This window comes from Streptococcus hillyeri (assembly GCF_041081565.1).
Classification (GTDB): Bacteria; Bacillota; Bacilli; order Lactobacillales; family Streptococcaceae; genus Streptococcus; species Streptococcus hillyeri.
This window is the reverse complement of record NZ_CP163513.1, coordinates 1,596,796-1,616,026: the sequence shown is the minus strand read 5'-3', so window position 1 is coordinate 1,616,026 and position 19,231 is coordinate 1,596,796. Positions and strand designations below refer to the sequence as shown.

At 38.4% G+C, this 19,231-nt stretch carries 11 protein-coding genes, 1 tRNA gene, 1 rRNA gene and 1 pseudogene; 11 read left to right on the top strand and 3 right to left on the bottom strand.

The window, feature by feature from the left end; all coding sequences use genetic code 11:
• Positions 1 to 8: 8 nt before the first annotated feature.
• The 5 genes and pseudogenes from AB6M99_RS07710 to AB6M99_RS07690 all read left to right on the top strand — a co-directional run bounded on the left by AB6M99_RS07710 (position 9) and on the right by AB6M99_RS07690 (position 10,104).
• Positions 9 to 572, top strand: coding sequence for a shikimate kinase (locus AB6M99_RS07710; RefSeq protein ID WP_121836415.1), 564 nt, complete (start codon positions 9 to 11; stop codon positions 570 to 572).
• Positions 573 to 584: 12 nt separating this feature from the next.
• Entirely contained in the window at positions 585 to 3,236 is a 2,652-nt protein-coding gene (locus tag AB6M99_RS07705) for a valine--tRNA ligase (RefSeq protein WP_121836416.1), read from the top strand.
• A 105-nt stretch (positions 3,237 to 3,341) separates the two neighbouring features.
• Positions 3,342 to 6,185, top strand: coding sequence for an AAA family ATPase (locus AB6M99_RS07700; protein WP_369351227.1), 2,844 nt, complete (start codon positions 3,342 to 3,344; stop codon positions 6,183 to 6,185).
• Positions 6,182 to 7,162 carry a hypothetical protein gene (locus AB6M99_RS07695; RefSeq protein ID WP_121836418.1) on the top strand — a complete coding sequence of 327 codons (981 nt, stop codon included), beginning with the start codon at positions 6,182 to 6,184 and terminating at the stop codon, positions 7,160 to 7,162. The genes AB6M99_RS07700 and AB6M99_RS07695 overlap by 4 nt, the downstream gene beginning before the upstream one ends.
• Positions 7,163 to 7,251: 89 nt before the next feature.
• A pseudogene (locus AB6M99_RS07690) lies at positions 7,252 to 10,104 on the top strand (DEAD/DEAH box helicase).
• Positions 10,105 to 10,118: 14 nt separating this feature from the next.
• Here AB6M99_RS07690 and AB6M99_RS07685 read toward each other — a convergent pair.
• On the bottom strand, positions 10,119 to 10,511 hold the full coding sequence (locus tag AB6M99_RS07685) for a (deoxy)nucleoside triphosphate pyrophosphohydrolase (RefSeq protein ID WP_121836419.1): 393 nt from the start codon (positions 10,509 to 10,511) through the stop codon (positions 10,119 to 10,121).
• Between the two features lie 126 nt (positions 10,512 to 10,637).
• On the opposite strand from AB6M99_RS07685, the gene AB6M99_RS07680 reads away from it, so the two are divergent.
• The 4 genes from AB6M99_RS07680 to AB6M99_RS07665 are packed head-to-tail and all read left to right on the top strand — an operon-like array spanning position 10,638 to position 13,885.
• A complete protein-coding gene (locus AB6M99_RS07680; RefSeq protein WP_121836420.1) occupies positions 10,638 to 11,186 on the top strand; it encodes a hypothetical protein in 549 nt (182 codons plus the stop codon).
• 3 nt (positions 11,187 to 11,189) lie between these two features.
• Positions 11,190 to 12,167, top strand: a complete 978-nt coding sequence (locus AB6M99_RS07675; protein ID WP_369350502.1) for a DNA primase — start codon at positions 11,190 to 11,192, stop codon at positions 12,165 to 12,167.
• A gap of 25 nt (positions 12,168 to 12,192) precedes the next feature.
• Positions 12,193 to 13,494, top strand: coding sequence for a DEAD/DEAH box helicase (locus AB6M99_RS07670; RefSeq protein ID WP_369351226.1), 1,302 nt, complete (start codon positions 12,193 to 12,195; stop codon positions 13,492 to 13,494).
• Positions 13,481 to 13,885 (top strand): hypothetical protein, encoded by a 405-nt coding sequence (locus AB6M99_RS07665; RefSeq protein ID WP_369351225.1) that lies wholly within the window; start codon positions 13,481 to 13,483, stop codon positions 13,883 to 13,885. Before AB6M99_RS07670 ends, AB6M99_RS07665 begins: the two co-directional genes overlap by 14 nt.
• Before the next feature lie 419 nt (positions 13,886 to 14,304).
• Here AB6M99_RS07665 and AB6M99_RS07660 read toward each other — a convergent pair whose 3' ends face one another.
• Together AB6M99_RS07660 and AB6M99_RS07655 are read right to left on the bottom strand one after the other, a co-directional pair.
• Positions 14,305 to 15,471, bottom strand: coding sequence for an IS30 family transposase (locus tag AB6M99_RS07660; protein ID WP_369350344.1), 1,167 nt, complete (start codon positions 15,469 to 15,471; stop codon positions 14,305 to 14,307).
• Positions 15,472 to 15,851: 380 nt separating this feature from the next.
• Positions 15,852 to 17,018, bottom strand: a complete 1,167-nt coding sequence (locus AB6M99_RS07655) for an IS30 family transposase (RefSeq protein WP_369350352.1) — start codon at positions 17,016 to 17,018, stop codon at positions 15,852 to 15,854.
• A 400-nt stretch (positions 17,019 to 17,418) separates the two neighbouring features.
• Here AB6M99_RS07655 and AB6M99_RS07650 point away from each other — a divergent pair.
• Together AB6M99_RS07650 and AB6M99_RS07645 are read left to right on the top strand one after the other, a co-directional pair.
• A 16S ribosomal RNA gene (locus tag AB6M99_RS07650) occupies positions 17,419 to 18,967 on the top strand.
• Positions 18,968 to 19,033: 66 nt separating this feature from the next.
• Positions 19,034 to 19,106: transfer RNA gene (locus AB6M99_RS07645), tRNA-Ala, on the top strand.
• Positions 19,107 to 19,231 lie beyond the last annotated feature (125 nt).

Here is a 19,231-nt window from a genome sequence, read left to right as displayed (position 1 = left end):
AGAGTAGTATGAATATAATCTTAATCGGAGCTCAAGCGTCTGGAAAAATGACAATTGGGCAAGAACTTGAAAAACAATCTGATTTAGTCCTTTTCCATAATCATGAATCCATTGATTTTGTCACAAAATTTATACCGATGTCAACTGAGGCTAGAGAACTAATCAATACGATTCGAATGGAATTTTTCAAAATCTTTGCTAAAACAAATCAGCAGATGATTTTTACAGTTGTTATTGATTTCAATGATTCTGATGATATTGCCTTTTTAGAAGAAATCCAATCGATTTTTCAGCAGTGGGATAGAGAAGTTTTATTTGTCGAGTTAGAAACGGATTTGCAAGAACGTTTAAAACGTAATAAAACAGAAAATCGTCTCTATCATAAACCTATAAAGCGCCATATAGAGTGGTCTGAAAAAGATATTTTAGAGACAGCGACTTTTGCTAACTTTAATCCAGAAAAAGCGCCAGAAAGTCTGAAACGTTATGTTAAAGTCAATAATACGGAGCTTTCTCCTCAGGAAACAGCGCAGCTTATTTTACAAAAAATAAAAGAAATACAAGAAAATTAGGAAGGACATCATATGTCAAAAGAACTTTCACCAAAATACAATCCAGCCGAGGTTGAGGCTGGGCGTTATCAAACTTGGTTAGACCAAGATGTTTTCAAGCCGTCAGGCGACAAGAAGGCAAAGCCTTATTCCATCGTGATTCCACCGCCAAACGTTACTGGTAAGTTGCACCTTGGCCACGCTTGGGACACGACCCTTCAGGATATCATTATCCGCCAAAAACGCATGCAGGGCTTTGACACCCTTTGGTTGCCTGGTATGGACCACGCGGGTATCGCAACACAGGCTAAGGTTGAGGAGCGCCTTCGTGAGCAAGGCATCACTCGCTATGACCTCGGCCGTGAAAAATTCCTAGACAAGGTTTGGGAGTGGAAAGATGAGTATGCGACAACTATCAAGGAGCAGTGGGGCAAGATGGGGCTTTCTGTCGATTACTCACGCGAGCGTTTCACCCTTGACGAAGGCCTTTCAAAAGCCGTGCGCAAGGTCTTTGTGGACCTCTACAAAAAAGGCTGGATTTACCGCGGTGAGTTCATCATCAACTGGGACCCAGCAGCCCGTACAGCCCTTTCAGACATCGAAGTTATCCACAAGGACGTTGAGGGTGCCTTCTACCACATGAATTATATGTTGGAAGATGGCTCGCGCGCTCTTCAAGTGGCAACAACGCGACCAGAAACCATGTTTGGAGACGTTGCAGTTGCCGTAAACCCAGAAGATCCTCGTTACAAGGACTTGATTGGTCAAAACGTGGTTCTGCCAATCGTGAATAAGCTCATCCCAATCGTTGCCGACGAGCATGCGGACCCAGAATTCGGAACAGGGGTTGTTAAAATCACACCTGCCCATGACCCTAACGACTTTGAGGTCGGCCAACGTCATGACTTGCCACAGGTTAACGTGATGAATGCTGACGGTACCATGAACGAATTAGCTGGTGAATTTGCCGGTATGGATCGCTTTGAAGCGCGTAAAGCAGTCGTAGCAAAATTGGAAGAAATCGGTGCCCTTGTTGAAATCGAAAAACGTGTTCACTCAGTTGGTCACTCAGAACGTACTGGTGTTGTGGTTGAACCTCGCTTGTCTACACAGTGGTTCGTTAAGATGGATCAATTGGCGAAAAATGCCATTGCCAACCAAGACACAGACGATAAGGTTGACTTTTACCCACCACGTTTCAATGATGCTTATCTCCAATGGATGGAAAATGTGCATGACTGGGTAATCTCTCGCCAACTTTGGTGGGGACACCAAATCCCTGCGTGGTACAATGAATCAGGTGAAATTTATGTTGGTGAAGAGGCGCCAGAGGGTGATGGTTGGAAGCAAGATGAGGATGTCCTTGATACCTGGTTCAGCTCTGCCCTTTGGCCATTCTCAACTATGGGCTGGCCTGATTCGGAGTCAGAAGACTTCCAGCGTTATTATCCAAACTCAACATTGGTAACAGGTTATGATATTATTCCATTCTGGGTGTCTCGTATGATTTTCCAAGGAATTGAATTTACAGGCAAGAGCCCATTTAAGAATGCTCTGATTCACGGACTTATCCGTGACGAAGAAGGGCGCAAGATGTCCAAATCGCTTGGTAATGGGATTGACCCAATGGATGTTATTGAGAAATACGGTACAGATAGTCTTCGATGGTTCTTGTCTAACGGCTCTGCCCCAGGACAGGATGTCCGTTTCTCATACGAAAAAATGGATGCTTCATGGAACTTCATCAACAAAATCTGGAACATTTCGCGCTATATCCTCATGAATAATGAGGGCTTGACGCTGGCAGATGCGACCGCAAATGTGGCGAAAGTGGCGAGCGGTGAAGCTGGCAACGTGACGGATAAATGGATCCTCCACAACCTCAATGAGACAATTGGCAAGGTGACAGAGAACTTTGACAAGTTTGAGTTCGGTGTAGCTGGTCACATCCTCTACAACTTCATCTGGGAAGAGTTCGCCAACTGGTACGTGGAATTGACCAAGGAAGTCCTTTACAGCGACAACGAAGACGAGAAGGTCATCACGCGCTCTGTCCTCCTCTACACGCTGGATAAGATTCTTCGTCTCCTCCACCCAATCATGCCGTTCGTAACGGAAGAAATCTTTGGCCAATACGCGGAAGGCTCTATCGTGACTGCGGACTACCCAACGGTTGATGTTGCCTTTGAAAATGAAGCTGCGCACAAAGGCGTGGAAAGCTTGAAAGACCTGATTCGTACCGTGCGAAATGCGCGTGCAGAAGTGAACGTTGCCCCAAGCAAACCAATCACTATCCTGGTCAAAACAAGCGACAGCGACTTGGAAGCCTTCTTTAACAGCAATGTCAACTACATCAAACGCTTCACAAACCCAGAGACGCTTGAAATTTCATCAAGTATCGCTAATCCAGAATTAGCCATGTCAGCCGTTATCACAGGTGCTGAAATCTTCCTCCCACTAGCAGACCTCCTCAACGTGGAAGAAGAGCTAGAACGCCTCAACAAAGAACTCGCTAAATGGCAAAAAGAACTCGATATGGTCGGTAAAAAACTCAGCAATGAACGCTTCGTCCAAAAAGCCAAACCAGAAATCGTCGAAAAAGAAAAAGCCAAACAAACCGACTACCAAACTAAATTTGATGCGACAGTTGAGCGGATTAAGGAAATGGAGAAGTTGGGGAAATAAGGTAGTTATAAATAGACGCCCAGCCTAGAAAGGCTGGGTTTTGTGGTATAATTGTCATGCAAGAGATGCAGTGCAACTAAATATCATATGATTAAGGTGAGAAAAGTGGAGACTAAAGATAGACGGCTACGATTGGTAGCAATGATTGAAGAAAATAATGGAGAGTATGAAGTCATTAACTTTTTACCAGATGTAATAGTCACACAACCTCAAAATGGGGTATTTGGAATTACAGAAATCAAGGAATATATACATATTCCATATACGAAAGGGATTAGTAATCTTACTGTTATTGTAGGAGAAAATGGTGTTGGTAAGACTAACTTAATTAATAATATATTTCAATTAAATAAAGAATTTTATTTTATTTATGAGACATATGACTTTGAAAATCGATATAAAAAATATTCTTGTTACAATAAAAATAATAGATATTTATGGTTAAATAAAAGTAATGATGGAGGACGACAGTTTTTTTCTAAAGAAGAAAAACCTATTAGGTCTATTAGATTTTCTAATGCTATTGAATCTTATACTCAGTATAGCAAGACACAATTTGATTTAACAACTACATATAAATTATCGAATCAAAATATTTTAGAATCGAATCAAAAAGATATGGCTAATCAAATTGATTTTCTTTTTAGAAATCGTGAGCTATCTAGTATCAATAACTTCATATTCAAAGTAAAAGATAAAAGAATTGTTACTCAACTTGAACTTAATCGTCAGAATAATAGAGAATTTCTTAACTATATTGATTATATTAGAACAAAGTTTGAAGATGAAGATGACCAAATCGAAGCTATTATGGAGTTTTATGATACAGATGATAATATTTCAGAATACAGTGATTATTATTTTTCTAAATATGATGAGGAGTTCTATTTAGAAGATGACGGTGTATTTTTAATTAAAGACTATGAACAATTTTTGATAGATAAATATGGGGCATTACTTCAAAATGATTCTCAATACATATCATTTCTAGAGGAAAAATATAATATATCACACGAAAAATATATGAGAGATATTGAGAGAGAGGATATAGATTCTATAGATTTGAGACAATTTATTTTGGATAAGAATAATATTTTTGATTCTATTAATCGTATGCTAAAAGGTTATTTAGTTCATATATTTTGTTGTAAAGATTTAGATAATGAAAATATAGAGGACTCGTTTAAAAAGTTTCGACAAATTGTCACGGATAACAGTATTCAAGGGAAGTTTGATTTTTTACCAAAAACTTTAAAAGAAGCTATGAAAGTTTTTAATATAGAGAATTTCAATCATTTAGTTCTGGATGTTGCGGTAGAGCTTATTGAGACTTTTAAAAGGGAATCGGATGAGCTAGTATTTGAAATAAAAAGATTTACAGAGAATAGTTACTGGAAGGATGAAGGAGTTAATTTAGAAAAAGGATTTCTAGAAACTGTTACTGAAGGAATCTTTACTGAATTTGAAAGTGATAATTATGCTGTTGAATTGATGCAGGCCTGGGGTGAAGTTCCTATTGAAAAAAGATATGAATACATAGAGGCGATTAAAAGTGAATTTCTAAGTAGTGCAAGTAACTATTTTCAAGGAAGTTTAGAAATAAAATCTGATGATATTATTTTGGAAAAAGAAGCATTTTTGGATGATATTCGCGAGGAACTTTTAAAAATCATTCCTTTAGAAGATATAAAAAAATTTGAGGAATTGTTTGATAAAGATTTAATTTCAATTAAGAGTATCTATTTGGAATATTATTGTGATACATTATGGAAATTAATAGAATTAAAAAATAGGAAAGAATTACTTGAAAAAAAAGATAGAAACAAATTCTTTGATATAGAATCTACAGATGTTGTACTAGTGGATATCTTGGATAAGCTACCCACTGGTATGTTTAAAAATTTTGAATCACATTTTCTTGATTTAATTAGTTATAATAAATCTTATATCTGGTTTATAAATTATTACAATGCTTATAATTCTTGTGATCAAGACCAAGAGGATATTCTAGAGAAATTGAATGAGAAATCATCAATAAAATCAATGGACAATCTAAAGTATTTAATTCATTATTTCTCTGATGAAACTAATGCTTTATTTAAATTAGGGGATGAAGAAAAGTTATCAAAATTTCATAAAATTATATCAATTTTACAAAGTGATTTTACAATTGAGCAAAATCAAGTAAAGTTTACAAAGATAAATGAGTTGGTATCATTTATAAAATTTAGATGGGAAGGTTTGAGCTCAGGAGAACACTCTTTGTTAAATCTGTTCGGGCGCATGTTTTCCATTGTTGAAAATATAGGTAATCAAGAAATGCTACTCTTATTGGATGAGGTAGATATTGGATTACACCCTGAATGGCAAAGGAAATGGATTAGTGATATTTTACCTAGAATTATAGAAAATTTTAATGAAAAATCTGTACAAATTATTATGACCACTCATTCGCCAATCATGTTATCAGATATTTATTCTGAAAATGTTATTATGTTGAAAAAAGATAAAGAAACTGGGAACAAGATAATTGAATATGCCGATACCCATCATAAAACTACTTTTGGACAAAATATCCATCAACTTTTTATGGATTCATTTTTTTTAGAAAGTACAAAAGGCGAGTACGCGACAAAAGTAATAAATGCAACAATCAAGGCTATCTATGAATTAAATCAAGAATATGTTGACTTAGGACAAATAAAGAGTAAGTTTTCAGAAGGGTTGAAATTGGGAGAGTTATCAGATTTAGAGTTTAAAAAATATCTTGAAAAGATAATTAATTCCATTGGTGAGAAGGTTATTTCAAAGAAACTAAAAATAATGTTCCAACGAATTAATTTTTCTCACGTATCTGCTCCTAATGTGGATTTAAGTAGTAAGATGGTATCAGAATTATCGACTGATGAATTACGAAAAATTTTGCAAGAACGTGAGAAAACGAAATGATTTATTTTGATAGACATGTATATAGTGATTCTGTAAAAGAACTTTACTATAATAAAGCTAAAACACAGTATATAAAACTAGATGGTAACATTGTTGATTTGATGAGGCGTATCAAAGATATTATTGGAAAGGATAGTTTTTCTAACTTTTTTCAAAGTGTTAATTCTGAAGACAATTTTAAGCAACTTATACTAATGCCAGCGAATGATATTAAAAGTATTGCTGAAATTATTAAAAAGCGTGTAGGAAATAAGGAAATTTCTACGAAGAAAATGGAATATAGAAATATCCAGCGTCTCAAATCTGTTTATACTACTGGCAATATTATGCAAAAGAGTAATAAAGGACAAAAATTGAATATCCTTTTAACAAATGCACTAGGAGTCACAGTTTGTCCTTACTGTAATCGGAATTTTATTAACAATCGTGATGATAAATTAGGTTCACAAATGGATCACTTTTATAGTAAGGATACATATCCTATGTTTGCTATATCTTTGTACAACTTTGTTCCTTGTTGTAGTATTTGCAATCTTAATAAGGGAAACAAAGAATTTTGGATTAATCCCTGGATTCAGGAGAATGTGGATGAAAATGAAGTGAAATTTGACTATTTACTTAAATCCTTGACTGATATGGAAATTACAATCGATGGTGGTTCAAAGCGTTTAGCAGATACAGAGATAATTAAATTGAATGCTGGTTACCAAATTCATCAAATAGATATCAAAGATATGCTTGATAGGGAAGTGAAATATTCATACACTTACCGAAAGGAACTACAAGAGATATTTAAAAATGCAGTTAATAAAAGAGATGAGACTGCTTATGAAAATTTTAATCAAATGTTAGCTGATGATGAGATAGATTATTTGATCCATGGTAATGCTGTATTTACTGAAGATATTAAAAATATTCCTCTTGGAAAATTTAAAAAAGACATTTTTAGCGAGATAAGAAAAATGCGTGATTGTTAATCAAACTATTATTATAAAAAATTATCCCCCTTTACATCCCTCCTAATATATTAGATAATAGTTCTATCAACTAGATAGGACTATTTATTATGGGATCAGCTTTTGAGGCTCAGTTGTTGGAGTCGATGCAGTTTGGTTTTATTGACCGGGTGAGGTTTCGGGACGTGACTTATGCGCCCTTAATAATGCTGAGGAAAAGCGTTTTGTTCTGACGGATTTGCAGGAGGAATTGCTCAAGAGTACGGCCTTTTATTTCTCGGTGGCTTTTGTGACCCAGTCTGGGATTTCCATGATTAAGGCGCAGCTGGCTGATTTGGCGGCGCGTGGTGTTCAGGGGAAAATTTTGATTTCACCTTATCTGGATTTCAATGATCCGTTGGCTATGTATGACTTGTTAAAATTGCCCAATGTGGAGGCTCGGATTTCTCAGGAATCCATGCAGTTGCATTCCAAATATTATTTGTTTGAGCAGGAAAGCAAGCAAGTCTTGATTGCTGGGTCATCGAATTTAACAGCGACAGCTTTGAAACAAAATTATGAGTGGAATATCAAGCTCAATTCGACGGATAATGGAGACTTGCTTTATCAGACCAAACAAGAATTTGACCGAGTTTGGGAATTATCTAGACCATTGACAGCTGAGATTATTGAATCTTACAAGAAAAAACGGAAGTCGGTTATTCAGGTAACAACTTTCGAAGAAGAAACAAAAGCAGACTATCAAGTCGGCAAGATTGAGCCAAATAAAATGCAAAAAGAAGCGTTGGTTGGTTTACAGCAAGTGCGTGATAATGGCGCTCAGAAAGCTCTTGTGATTTCTGCGACTGGTACAGGGAAAACCTATTTGTCAGCTCTTGATGTTCGTCAGGTCAATCCGGAACGCGTGCTCTTTATTGTGCACCGTGAGCAGATTTTGAGTAAGTCTTTGGAAAGTTTCCAACGCGTGCTTGGTTTTTCTGATGATGAGGCTTGCCTTTATAAGTCAGGTGTTGATATTACTGGTAAGAAGTACATTTTTGCGACCATTCAGACCTTATCACGTGATGAGCATTTACAGCGCTTTGCGCCCGATTTTTTCAATTACATTTTGATTGACGAAGTCCATAAGGCTGGTGCAGAGTCTTATAAGAAGGTGATGAATTACTTTACTCCAGACTTCCTTTTGGGAATGACGGCGACACCTGAGCGGACAGATGGGCAAAATATTTATGAATTATTTGATTACAATATCGCCTATGAAATTCGTCTGCAAGATGCCATGGATGCGGATTTACTTTGTCCGTTCCACTATTTTGGTGTGACCGATATTCGGGTGGACGGTGAACTCATTAGTGAAAATGAAGATTTTTCAAATCTTGTTTCCAAAGAACGCGTCAATCATATTCTCGAAAAAATCAATTACTATGGGCATAGTGGTGAGTCTGTGCGTGGCTTGATGTTCTGTTCCAGTAAGAAGGAAGCAAGAGAATTGTCTATTCTCTTAAATCAAAAAGGTTTTCGTACACAAGCCTTGACAGGTGATGATAGTCAAGCAGTCCGTGAAAAGGCAGTGCAAGAACTTGAAAAGGGTGAACTAGATTATCTACTCACAGTTGATATTTTTAATGAAGGAATTGATATTCCAAGTGTTAATCAAGTGGTCATGCTTCGAAATACGGAATCAAGCATTATTTTTGTGCAACAACTGGGGCGTGGTCTACGTAAGCATAAGTCAAAAGAGTATGTGACGATTATTGATTTTATTGGGAATTATCGCAATAATTATTTGATTCCAGTAGCTTTATTTGGCGACCAGTCCATGAACAAGGATAATTACCGTCGTGAAGTTCGTGAAGCGAATTTGATCAGTGGTTTGACGACCATCAACTTCGAAGAAGTCGCGCGTAAACAAATTTTTGAGTCTATTACTAACACCAGTCTATCTAGCATGAAAATTTTACGAGATAGCTATGTGGACTTGCAGAATAAATTAGGCCGTCAACCGTTTCTGAAAGATTTTGTGACTTATAATAGCATTGATCCGCTGACTTTCTTTAAAAATAGTTCTTTTAAGAATAAGAATTATGCGGATGTTCTAAATAAATTCTCTGATTCAGTGATTGATTTAACTAGAGAAGAAAGAGGGTATTTAACTTTTCTGACTACAGAGTTGCTAGGAAGTAAGCGACCTCAAGAAGTATTGTTGTTGGAGTATTTAGTTAACTATGGCAAAATAACTAAATCAGCTTATAAAGAACTATTAGCTAAAAAAGGTATAAGCAATGATTTTCATACTATGAGGAGTATGGAAAGAATATTAAATTTATCGTTTTTTTGTGAAAAACGATAGAGATAAATATGGAAATGTCCCCCTGATTGATGATGAAAATGATGTTTATTTCTTAAACAGATTATTTTCGAAACTTCTTAAAAGAAAACTTTTTTATGATTTATGTATTGATGTCATTAAAGTAGGAATTTATAAGTCTCAGGGTACAACGGGAGAGCTTATAATTGGTGAAAAATATACCCGAAAAGAAATGTGTAAATTATTCAATTGGGAAAAAGATGAGAACTCTACTATCTATGGATATGCAGTAAAGTATAATATGTGTCCAATATTTGTAGGTTATCACAAGGAAAAAGATGAGGAAATTCCCTATAAAGACTTCTTCATGAATGAAAAAATATTTAACTGGATGACTCGAAAGGATACAGATCTGAACTCAAAACAAGTTAAAGATATTATCAATTCGGCAAGTACTGGTATGAAACTTTATCTTTTTATTAATAAAAGTAAAGACGAAGGATCAGAACACTATTTCATGGGAGAAGTGAAATATATTGAAGGAACTGCTCAAAATGATGTTGAGTCGGAATCGAATAAAAAGGTTGTAAGGATGCAGCTAAAATTGGAGACTGCTGTAAAACAGGATTTATATGACTATATTACAAAAAAATGAGGTTCTTTCGAATCTCATTTTTTGCTTAATAAGTCAACAGCAGGACGATCAACAGGTGCCCAATTAAGAGTGTGGAGCTGGCTAGGTTCTAACCATTTGGAGTCTTGGTGTTCTAATAAAGTTAGCTGTTCAGATAAGAGTTTTGCCTCAAAAGTTTTCATAACAACAGTTCCGAAGTCATAGTCATAAGAGGTTTCGTTAACGTAGTTCAACACTTCAATATCAGCATTGAATTCTTCTTTGATTTCACGGACAAGTGCTTCCTGAGGAGATTCTCCTTCCTCTAATTTCCCACCTGGAAACTCCCAAAAGCCAGCAAGTGATTTCCCTTCTGGACGCTGTGCACAAAAGTATTTCCCATTTTTCAAAATAGCAGCAGCAACGACGTTGATAATTTTTTGTGACATGGTATTCTCCTTTGATACTATCATAGCATAAAATGGAGGAAATATATATTTGGTTACATGAATTGGCTGTGGTTTTTGTTATAATGAAGAAAACGGTATCTTTGGGAATGGATTGGAGGCATGTGAATGAAACCATTATCACAAGCAGCACTAAAAAAGGAATTAATTACTTTGGAAAAGAAAGATTTAGTGAGTCTGATTTGCCAATTATATGGTGAGAGTAAGGTAGTGAAGGATAAGTTAAATGTGTCTTTGCGAGGTGATGATTATATCGCGGACTTAGTGGCGGATTATTGTCAGAAAATCCATAAGGTGATGTTCCCAAGAAATATTGGTCGTGGTGGTGATTATAGGGCAGTTAAGAAGTTGATTAATGAGTTTAAGGAACGTTGTTCAGACCAAGAAGCTCAAGCGAGGGTTAATCTGCAATTTGCTTTAGACGGGACACAATATACAGAGGATTTCGGTGACATGTCAGTACCTTATTACAATGCTGTTCTGGATGCTTACCAAAATGTGGTTGATGTTGCTGAAGGAAATGAGACATTCTTTGAGTCTATCAAGCAAGAGTTGAGGCATATTGAGCAAGCTAGCCAAGGAATTGGTTGGGGTTTTGAAGAAGGAGTCATGGACATTTTCTGCCAAATTGCTTATAAGTATGATGAAGAGGATTAATATTTGGAACAATTCATTGAGAAAACTTCTGGTAGATTAGCCTGTATCGAGGCGAAATACCCATACTTTAGTTCACAAGTACAGTTGCTATTACTAGAATATCAAGATAATGGGGAGTTCGTGCTAATCAGCGAGAGTGATTTTCAAAAATACTTTATGTCTAGGCGTTCTCAGTTAACGACAGTTGAAAAATTAAGGATATACCGTTCCCTATTTAAAGGACGTGATGATGTGTATGCCAAATCCTACCAAAATGAGGATGGGAGATTGCAGTATTCCCCTTCCTATCGTTATGGCTGGAAGCAGCTTCCAGTTGAAAAACGTCTGTGCGAACCCTTGACGGATGAGGTGCTGAAATCCCATTTTAGAGGGGAAACGAGTATTGGTCTTTTTCCAATTTTAAAAGACGATACTTGCTCTTTATTAGCGATTGATTTTGATAAAGGGGATTGGAGAGAAGCCGTTCGAGTTCTGAGAAAAGTAGCAAGTGCTTATGGAATCGATCTACATGTGGAAATTTCTCGTTCAGGAAATGGAGCACATGTCTGGTTTTTCTTTGAAACTCTGATTTCTTGTCGAGAGGCGCGTTTATTTGGTAAAAAATTGTTAGCATTAGCTATGCAAGAATCTCCTAAATTATCCTTTGATTCGTTTGATCGTATGTTTCCAAATCAAGACTGCTTGCCGAAAGGAGGATTTGGAAATTTGATTGCTCTTCCTTTACAAGGGCAATCTTTTCAAGAAGGGAAGCGCGTATTTGTTGATGAGGAGTATGTCCCTTATGATGATCAGTGGCTATATCTTCAGGAATTGAGACGATTGAGTTATCAGCAGGTTCAAGAGATTAATCAGTTGTCTCTAGAGATGCATTTTGAAAAAGAACCGTTAGAGGTTCACAAAGGACGTGTACTAACGATAGTCAAAAATAGTTTATCACCACAGGCACTTTTTTATCTGAAAAAGTTAGCATTCTTTTTCTAATCCTGAGTATTATTTAAAACAGGCAATGAGACAGCCGACTTACCAAACACCAGAGACCATCTATCTGTTTGAAGAAGATGATAGGCACCTATATCTTCCAAGGGGACTTGTTTCAAAGATTCAGGAAACCTTTCCAAAGTTAACACTTATTGAACAAGAACGTGTTGAGAATGAGATTAAGGTATCTTTTACAGGGGAGTTGAGATTTAATCAAGAATTAGCGCTATCAGACATGTTGGTTGCAGAAAATGGTGTTCTTTGTGCAGGAACTGGATTTGGAAAAACGGTTTTGGGGTCAGCACTTATTGCTAAGCGACAAAGACGGACGCTAATATTAGTTCATAATCGGCAACTGCTAGAGCAGTGGATAGAGCGCTTAGGGCAATTTCTAGTATTTGATGAAGAAGAAGCGGTGCGCTACACGCCTTCTGGTCGAGAAAAAATCATAGGACACGTTGGTCAATTTGTAGGAGCTAAAAAGTGGCGAACGAAATTGGTTGATGTCGCCATGATTCAATCACTGATGACGGCTGATAATCTTGAAGAATTATTGTCTGATTATGATGTGATGTTGGTAGATGAATGCCATCATGTGACCGCAACAATGTTTGAAAAAGTAGTAGCTAGTTTTTCTGGAACTTACCTTTATGGATTGACAGCAACTCCAGAACGAAAAAATGGTCATGAACCGATTCTTTTCCAACGTATAGGTCCTGTTTTGCATACTGCTACCGAGGAACAGGTTGCTTTTGAGAAGCAGTTATCGCTTCGATTTACTGATTTTGGAAAATATGATATCCAAGATAAAAAAAGTACAAATTTTGTGAACCTCTGTGAGAAACTAGCTCAATCATCGTCTCGCAATCAATTATTAATTCAAGATATTCGAGAAGCGTACCAACAAAAGCGTCATATTCTAGTATTAGCCAATCGTATTGAGCATTTGAACATTCTTGAACAGGGATTGAGTGATGCTGGCAGATCCTCTGTTTTTGTCATGAGTGGTCAGACAAAAGCAAAAGACAAGAAGGCAATTCTAGCCCAAATTGAACAATTAGATGATGCCGAGCCTTTTGTTCTCATATCAATTGGTAAGTATGTGGGAGAAGGATTTGATTTACCAAAGTTGGACACGCTTGTTTTGGCAAGTCCTTTGTCTTGGAAAAATAATCTGATTCAATATGCTGGTCGCATTCATCGTCCATATTCAGGGAAGAATTTAGTTACAATATACGATTACGTTGATATTCATGTCCCTTACTTAGAAAAGATGTTTCATAAGCGACAAGTAGCTTATCGAAAGAATGCGCTATGTGACATCGTCTAAACAGGAAAATCAGAGTATTTTTGACCGAGTTTCCTATGAAGCTACTTTTACAAAAGATTTGCGACAGGTTAAAAAAGTGACGATTTCGATAGCTAAAGGTCATCGGTTGAAGTTACAACAATTACTGGGGCTGATTAAAGGAGTAAGTCTAGATGTTTATGTAACTCGAGATAAGAAAAATCAAACCTTAATACAGCAGCTAGCAGGCACAGGAATCTCTGTTTATGAGAGGGATACCCCATTGCCAACATTTACCATACTTGATGAAGATATTGTTTGGTTTGGACAGCTGCCAATGTTCACCCAGCAATACGACAAAGATGACCCAATGTTTCTTCGCATTGAAAGTGAGAGTATGGTTCAAGAATTTAAGAATATCCTTGAAAGCTAAAATTCTTATATGGATAAAGTTAAGGCATGAGGTTGAGTTGAATAAACTTGATTTCATGCTTTATATTTTTAAGAAATGGCAGATCGCTAAAAGGAAGGCAATTACACACAGTTGTAGACTAAAAACACAGTGGAACTTACGTTGGGAAATTACCTTTTTAGAAAAAAGCTAAATTCCCAAACTAACTTCCACCGTCTGTTAAAGTGGAAGTTAATCTGATAAAACCTCTAACAACCAGTGAAACTCCGTGTCAGGGTAAGTTCCACTGGTTTTTATAAAGGTTGATTTATTGCATTTTTAGGCTAATTTAGTTGACAAAAAGGGTACACAAAATCCCCTCATCTGAAAGCGTTTCAGATTAAGTTCCGCTATGGTGGAAGTTAGTGTGAGACGTTTGAGTGGCTTATATTAGGTTGTTTTTAGAATTTGTGTTGGAGTAATTTTGGAGACTGACAGACGTCTTCTGCTGGAATTAAGGAAATGCCGAGTAGTTTAGCCAGTTCTTCGTCATAGGTAAAGGTAAAGAGCTCATAAGCTGATTTCCCATTCAGAGCAGCGCGTTTCACGCTATTCACATGAGAACAGACTAGGTTGATATCGTTCTGAGTTAAGTTGTCAAAAGAAGTTCCCTTGGGTAAAATATCGCGAATAAGTGTATGATTTTTCTCAATTCTTCCTTTCTGGTCAGAGCGCTTAGGGTCGCAAAAGAATAGTTTAATCTCACCTCTGATATCCATCTCAATGTCATCAACTTTGGCAAACTCTCCACCATTGTCAGTTAGAATGACAGGGAAAACATCGAAGAAATCTCGGTCAGCCTCATAAAGCGTGTTCTTGATAACATAGAAGTGTTTAGCGACCTCAAGAGCGGTTTTATTGTCCAGAAGTCTAGCGAAGATAAAGTTACAGAAAGAGACATTGAAGGTGAGTAATACTTTTCCACCAACCCGTCCAATAACGGTGTCCATTTCAAGCCAAGAGGTCAGCTGTCTATGTGTCAGGAAGTTTTGGAAGTCCTCATAAGAACGCCCTTTTTTAGCTTCTTTAGGGATAGCAGGTAGTGTAGCCTTTCGTCTAGGTTTGAATTTTACAGCTCTAGCCAGATCAATAGGAGCGATAGAAAGGTATCCTTTACGGATGTGTCGATAGACGGTTGAGGAACTGACATCAAGGTTATGAGTTTTAAGGATGTGATAGATGTGCTGTCCCTTTTTCACACCATCGGAGATGACTTTATCCATGTCCCAGAACGTTTGAGAGTTGAGAGGTGTTCCTTCTCGAGCCTCAACGAGGGTTTGTTCGTATTGTTTTTGAGCCTGTTTAGCGAGGTAGAAGATTTTCTTGTAGCCACAATTTTGTCTTCTCTTAGGACATCCGTTACAGACAAATGGGGATTTATCAAGGAGAGGGCAAGGAAGCCCATCATTGGTAGAGGTTCTGACCTGTCTGTTACGTTTGACCTCTTTGGAAACGGTAGTAGGATCTTTTAGGATAGTTTGTCCAATGACTTTGAAGGTTTCTCCACGTTCTAAGCCAAGTTGGATGTCATTGCGGTCTGAGAGGGTAAGGTGTTTATATTTTGTCATAGTAAGGACTCATTTCTAACGCAAACGTCTCAGACTTAATTCCACCATAAAAATCCGTTTTAGACTAACTTCCGCTTCGAAAGCTAAAGTGGAAATTACTTTGGGAAATTACCTTTTTAGAAAAAAGCTAAATTCCCAAACTAACTTCCACCGTCTGTTAAAGTGGAAGTTAATCTGATAAAACCTCTAACAACCAGTGGAAATCCGTGTCAGGGTAAGTTCCACTGGTTTTTATAATGGTTGATTTTATTGCATTTTTAGGCGAATTTAGGTGAAAAAAGGGTACACAAAATCCCCTCATCTGAAAGCGTTTCAGATTAAGTTCCGTTATGGTGGAAGTTAGTGTGAGACGTTTGAGTGGCTTATATTTAGATTAGTTTTTAGAATTTATGTTGGAGTAATTTTGGGGACTGACAGACGTCTTCTGCGGGAATTAAGGAAATGCCAAGAAGTTTAGCCAGTTCTTCGTCATAGGTAAAGGTAAAGAGCTCATAAGCTGATTTCCCATTCAAAGCAGCGCGTTTCACGCTATTGACATGAGAACAGACTAGGTTGATATCGTCCTGAGTTAAGTTATCAAAAGAAGTTCCCTTTGGTAGAATATCGCGAATAAGGGAGTGATTTTTCTCAATTTTTCCTTTCTGGTCAGAGCGATTAGGGTCACAAAAGAATAGTTTAATCTCACCTCTGATATCCATCTCGATGTCATCAACTCTGGCAAATTCTCCGCCATTATCTGTAAGAATGATAGGGAAAACATCGAAGAAATTTCTATCAGCCTCATAAAGTGTGTTCTTGATGACATAGAAGTGTTTAGCGACCTCAAGAGCGGTTTTATTGTCCAGAAGTCTAGCGAAGATAAAGTTACAGAAAGACAAATTGAAGGTGAGTAATACTTTTCCGCCAACCCGTCCAATAACGGTGTCCATTTCAAGCCAAGAGGTCAGTTGTCTATGTGTCAGGTAGTTTTGGAAGTCCTCATAAGAACGCCCTTTTTTAGCTTCTTTAGGGATAGAAGGCAGGATAGATTTGCGCCTTTCTTTGAATTTTACAGCTCTAGCCAGATCAATAGGAGCGATAGAAAGGTATCCTTTACGGATGTGTCGATAGACGGTTGAGGAACTGACATCAAGGTTATGCGTTTTAAGGATGTGATAGATGTGTTGTCCCTTTTTCACACCATCAGAAATGACTTTATCCATATCCCAGAACGTTTGAGAGTTGAGAGGTGTTCCTTCTCGAGCCTCAACGAGGGTTTGTTCGTATTGTTTTTGAGCCTGTTTAGCGAGGTAGAAGATTTTCTTGTAGCCACAATTTTGTCTTCTCTTAGGACATCCGTTACAGACAAATGGGGATTTATCAATGAGAGGGCAAGGAAGCCCATCACTGGTAGAGGTTCTGACCTGTCTGTTACGTTTGACCTCTTTGGAAACGGTAGTAGGATCTTTTAGGATAGTTTGTCCAATGGCTTTGAAGGTTTCTCCACGTTCTAAGCCAAGTTGGATGTCATTGCGGTCTGAGAGGGTAAGGTGTTTATATTTTGTCATAGTAAGGACTCATTTCTAACACAAACGTCTCAGACTTAATTCCACCATAAAAATCCGTTTTAGACTAATTTCCACTTCGAAAGCTAAAGTGGAAATTACTTTGGGAAATTACCTTTTTAGAAAAAAGAAAAAAAGTTTGAAAAAGTAGTTAAAAGATTTAGGGAAGATTTGGTAAAATTTATAAGTTTTCTCGCGGGGGACGCTGGCAAAGATGACTTGAAAAAAACTTTAAAAAAGTAGTTGACAAGTTATTAAAGATTTGCTAGAATATAGAAGTTGTCTCTTAGGAGAAGTCCATTGAAAACTGAACAAGACGAAGCAAGTGCGGGTTAGTGAAAATAACCTGTCAAGAAAAACAATAAGTCAGCGATGACAAAACAGTGAGTTAAGAACTCAAACTTTTAATGAGAGTTTGATCCTGGCTCAGGACGAACGCTGGCGGCGTGCCTAATACATGCAAGTAGAACGCTGAAGTCTGGTGCTTGCACTAGACGGATGAGTTGCGAACGGGTGAGTAACGCGTAGGTAACCTACCTTATAGCGGGGGATAACTATTGGAAACGATAGCTAATACCGCATAACAGGTGTTAACACATGTTAACATCTTGAAAGGGACAATTGTCTCACTATAAGATGGACCTGCGTTGTATTAGCTAGTTGGTGAGGTAACGGCTCACCAAGGCGACGATACATAGCCGACCTGAGAGGGTGATCGGCCACACTGGGACTGAGACACGGCCCAGACTCCTACGGGAGGCAGCAGTAGGGAATCTTCGGCAATGGGGGGAACCCTGACCGAGCAACGCCGCGTGAGTGAAGAAGGTTTTCGGATCGTAAAGCTCTGTTGTAAGAGAAGAACGGGTGTTAGAGTGGAAAGTTAACACTATGACGGTATCTTACCAGAAAGGGACGGCTAACTACGTGCCAGCAGCCGCGGTAATACGTAGGTCCCGAGCGTTATCCGGATTTATTGGGCGTAAAGCGAGCGCAGGCGGTTTCGTAAGTCTGAGGTCAAAGGCATTGGCTCAACCAATGTACGCCTTGGAAACTGCGGAACTTGAGTGCAGAAGGGGAGAGTGGAATTCCATGTGTAGCGGTGAAATGCGTAGATATATGGAGGAACACCGGTGGCGAAAGCGGCTCTCTGGTCTGTAACTGACGCTGAGGCTCGAAAGCGTGGGTAGCGAACAGGATTAGATACCCTGGTAGTCCACGCCGTAAACGATGAGTGCTAGGTGTTAGGCCCTTTCCGGGGCTTAGTGCCGCAGCTAACGCATTAAGCACTCCGCCTGGGGAGTACGACCGCAAGGTTGAAACTCAAAGGAATTGACGGGGGCCCGCACAAGCGGTGGAGCATGTGGTTTAATTCGAAGCAACGCGAAGAACCTTACCAGGTCTTGACATCCCTCTGACCGTCCTAGAGATAGGACTTCTCTTCGGAGCAGAGGTGACAGGTGGTGCATGGTTGTCGTCAGCTCGTGTCGTGAGATGTTGGGTTAAGTCCCGCAACGAGCGCAACCCCTATTGTTAGTTGCCATCATTAAGTTGGGCACTCTAGCGAGACTGCCGGTAATAAACCGGAGGAAGGTGGGGATGACGTCAAATCATCATGCCCCTTATGACCTGGGCTACACACGTGCTACAATGGTTGGTACAACGAGTGGCAAGCTGGTGACAGTAAGCAAATCTCTTAAAGCCAATCTCAGTTCGGATTGTAGGCTGCAACTCGCCTACATGAAGTCGGAATCGCTAGTAATCGCGGATCAGCACGCCGCGGTGAATACGTTCCCGGGCCTTGTACACACCGCCCGTCACACCACGAGAGTTTGTAACACCCGAAGTCGGTGAGGTAACCTTTTAGGAGCCAGCCGCCTAAGGTGGGATAGATGATTGGGGTGAAGTCGTAACAAGGTAGCCGTATCGGAAGGTGCGGCTGGATCACCTCCTTTCTAAGGAAATGGAAGCACTTGTAGCGTCTTGTTTAGTTTTGAGTGGTCTCAGGAAGAGACAGATGTGGGGCCTTAGCTCAGCTGGGAGAGCGCCTGCTTTGCACGCAGGAGGTCAGCGGTTCGATCCCGCTAGGCTCCATTAACATCGAAGAGATGTTAAGGATTGTCCATTGAAAATTGAATATCTATATCAAATTCCACGATTCAAGAAATTGAATTGTAAGAATAGTAACAAGAAAATAAACCGAAAACGCTGTGAATTAA

What these genes read in the sequence shown, in the direction of transcription:
- AB6M99_RS07680 (WP_121836420.1), top strand. Translation starts at nt 10,638, where the DNA reads ATGAAACCATTATCACAAGCAGCACTAAAAAAGGAATTAATTACTTTG.
- AB6M99_RS07685 (WP_121836419.1), bottom strand. Translation starts at nt 10,511, where the DNA reads ATGTCACAAAAAATTATCAACGTCGTTGCTGCTGCTATTTTGAAAAAT.
- AB6M99_RS07710 (WP_121836415.1), top strand. Translation starts at nt 9, where the DNA reads ATGAATATAATCTTAATCGGAGCTCAAGCGTCTGGAAAAATGACAATT.
- AB6M99_RS07655 (WP_369350352.1), bottom strand. Translation starts at nt 17,018, where the DNA reads ATGACAAAATATAAACACCTTACCCTCTCAGACCGCAATGACATCCAA.
- AB6M99_RS07670 (WP_369351226.1), top strand. Translation starts at nt 12,193, where the DNA reads ATGAGACAGCCGACTTACCAAACACCAGAGACCATCTATCTGTTTGAA.
- AB6M99_RS07695 (WP_121836418.1), top strand. Translation starts at nt 6,182, where the DNA reads ATGATTTATTTTGATAGACATGTATATAGTGATTCTGTAAAAGAACTT.
- AB6M99_RS07705 (WP_121836416.1), top strand. Translation starts at nt 585, where the DNA reads ATGTCAAAAGAACTTTCACCAAAATACAATCCAGCCGAGGTTGAGGCT.
- AB6M99_RS07660 (WP_369350344.1), bottom strand. Translation starts at nt 15,471, where the DNA reads ATGACAAAATATAAACACCTTACCCTCTCAGACCGCAATGACATCCAA.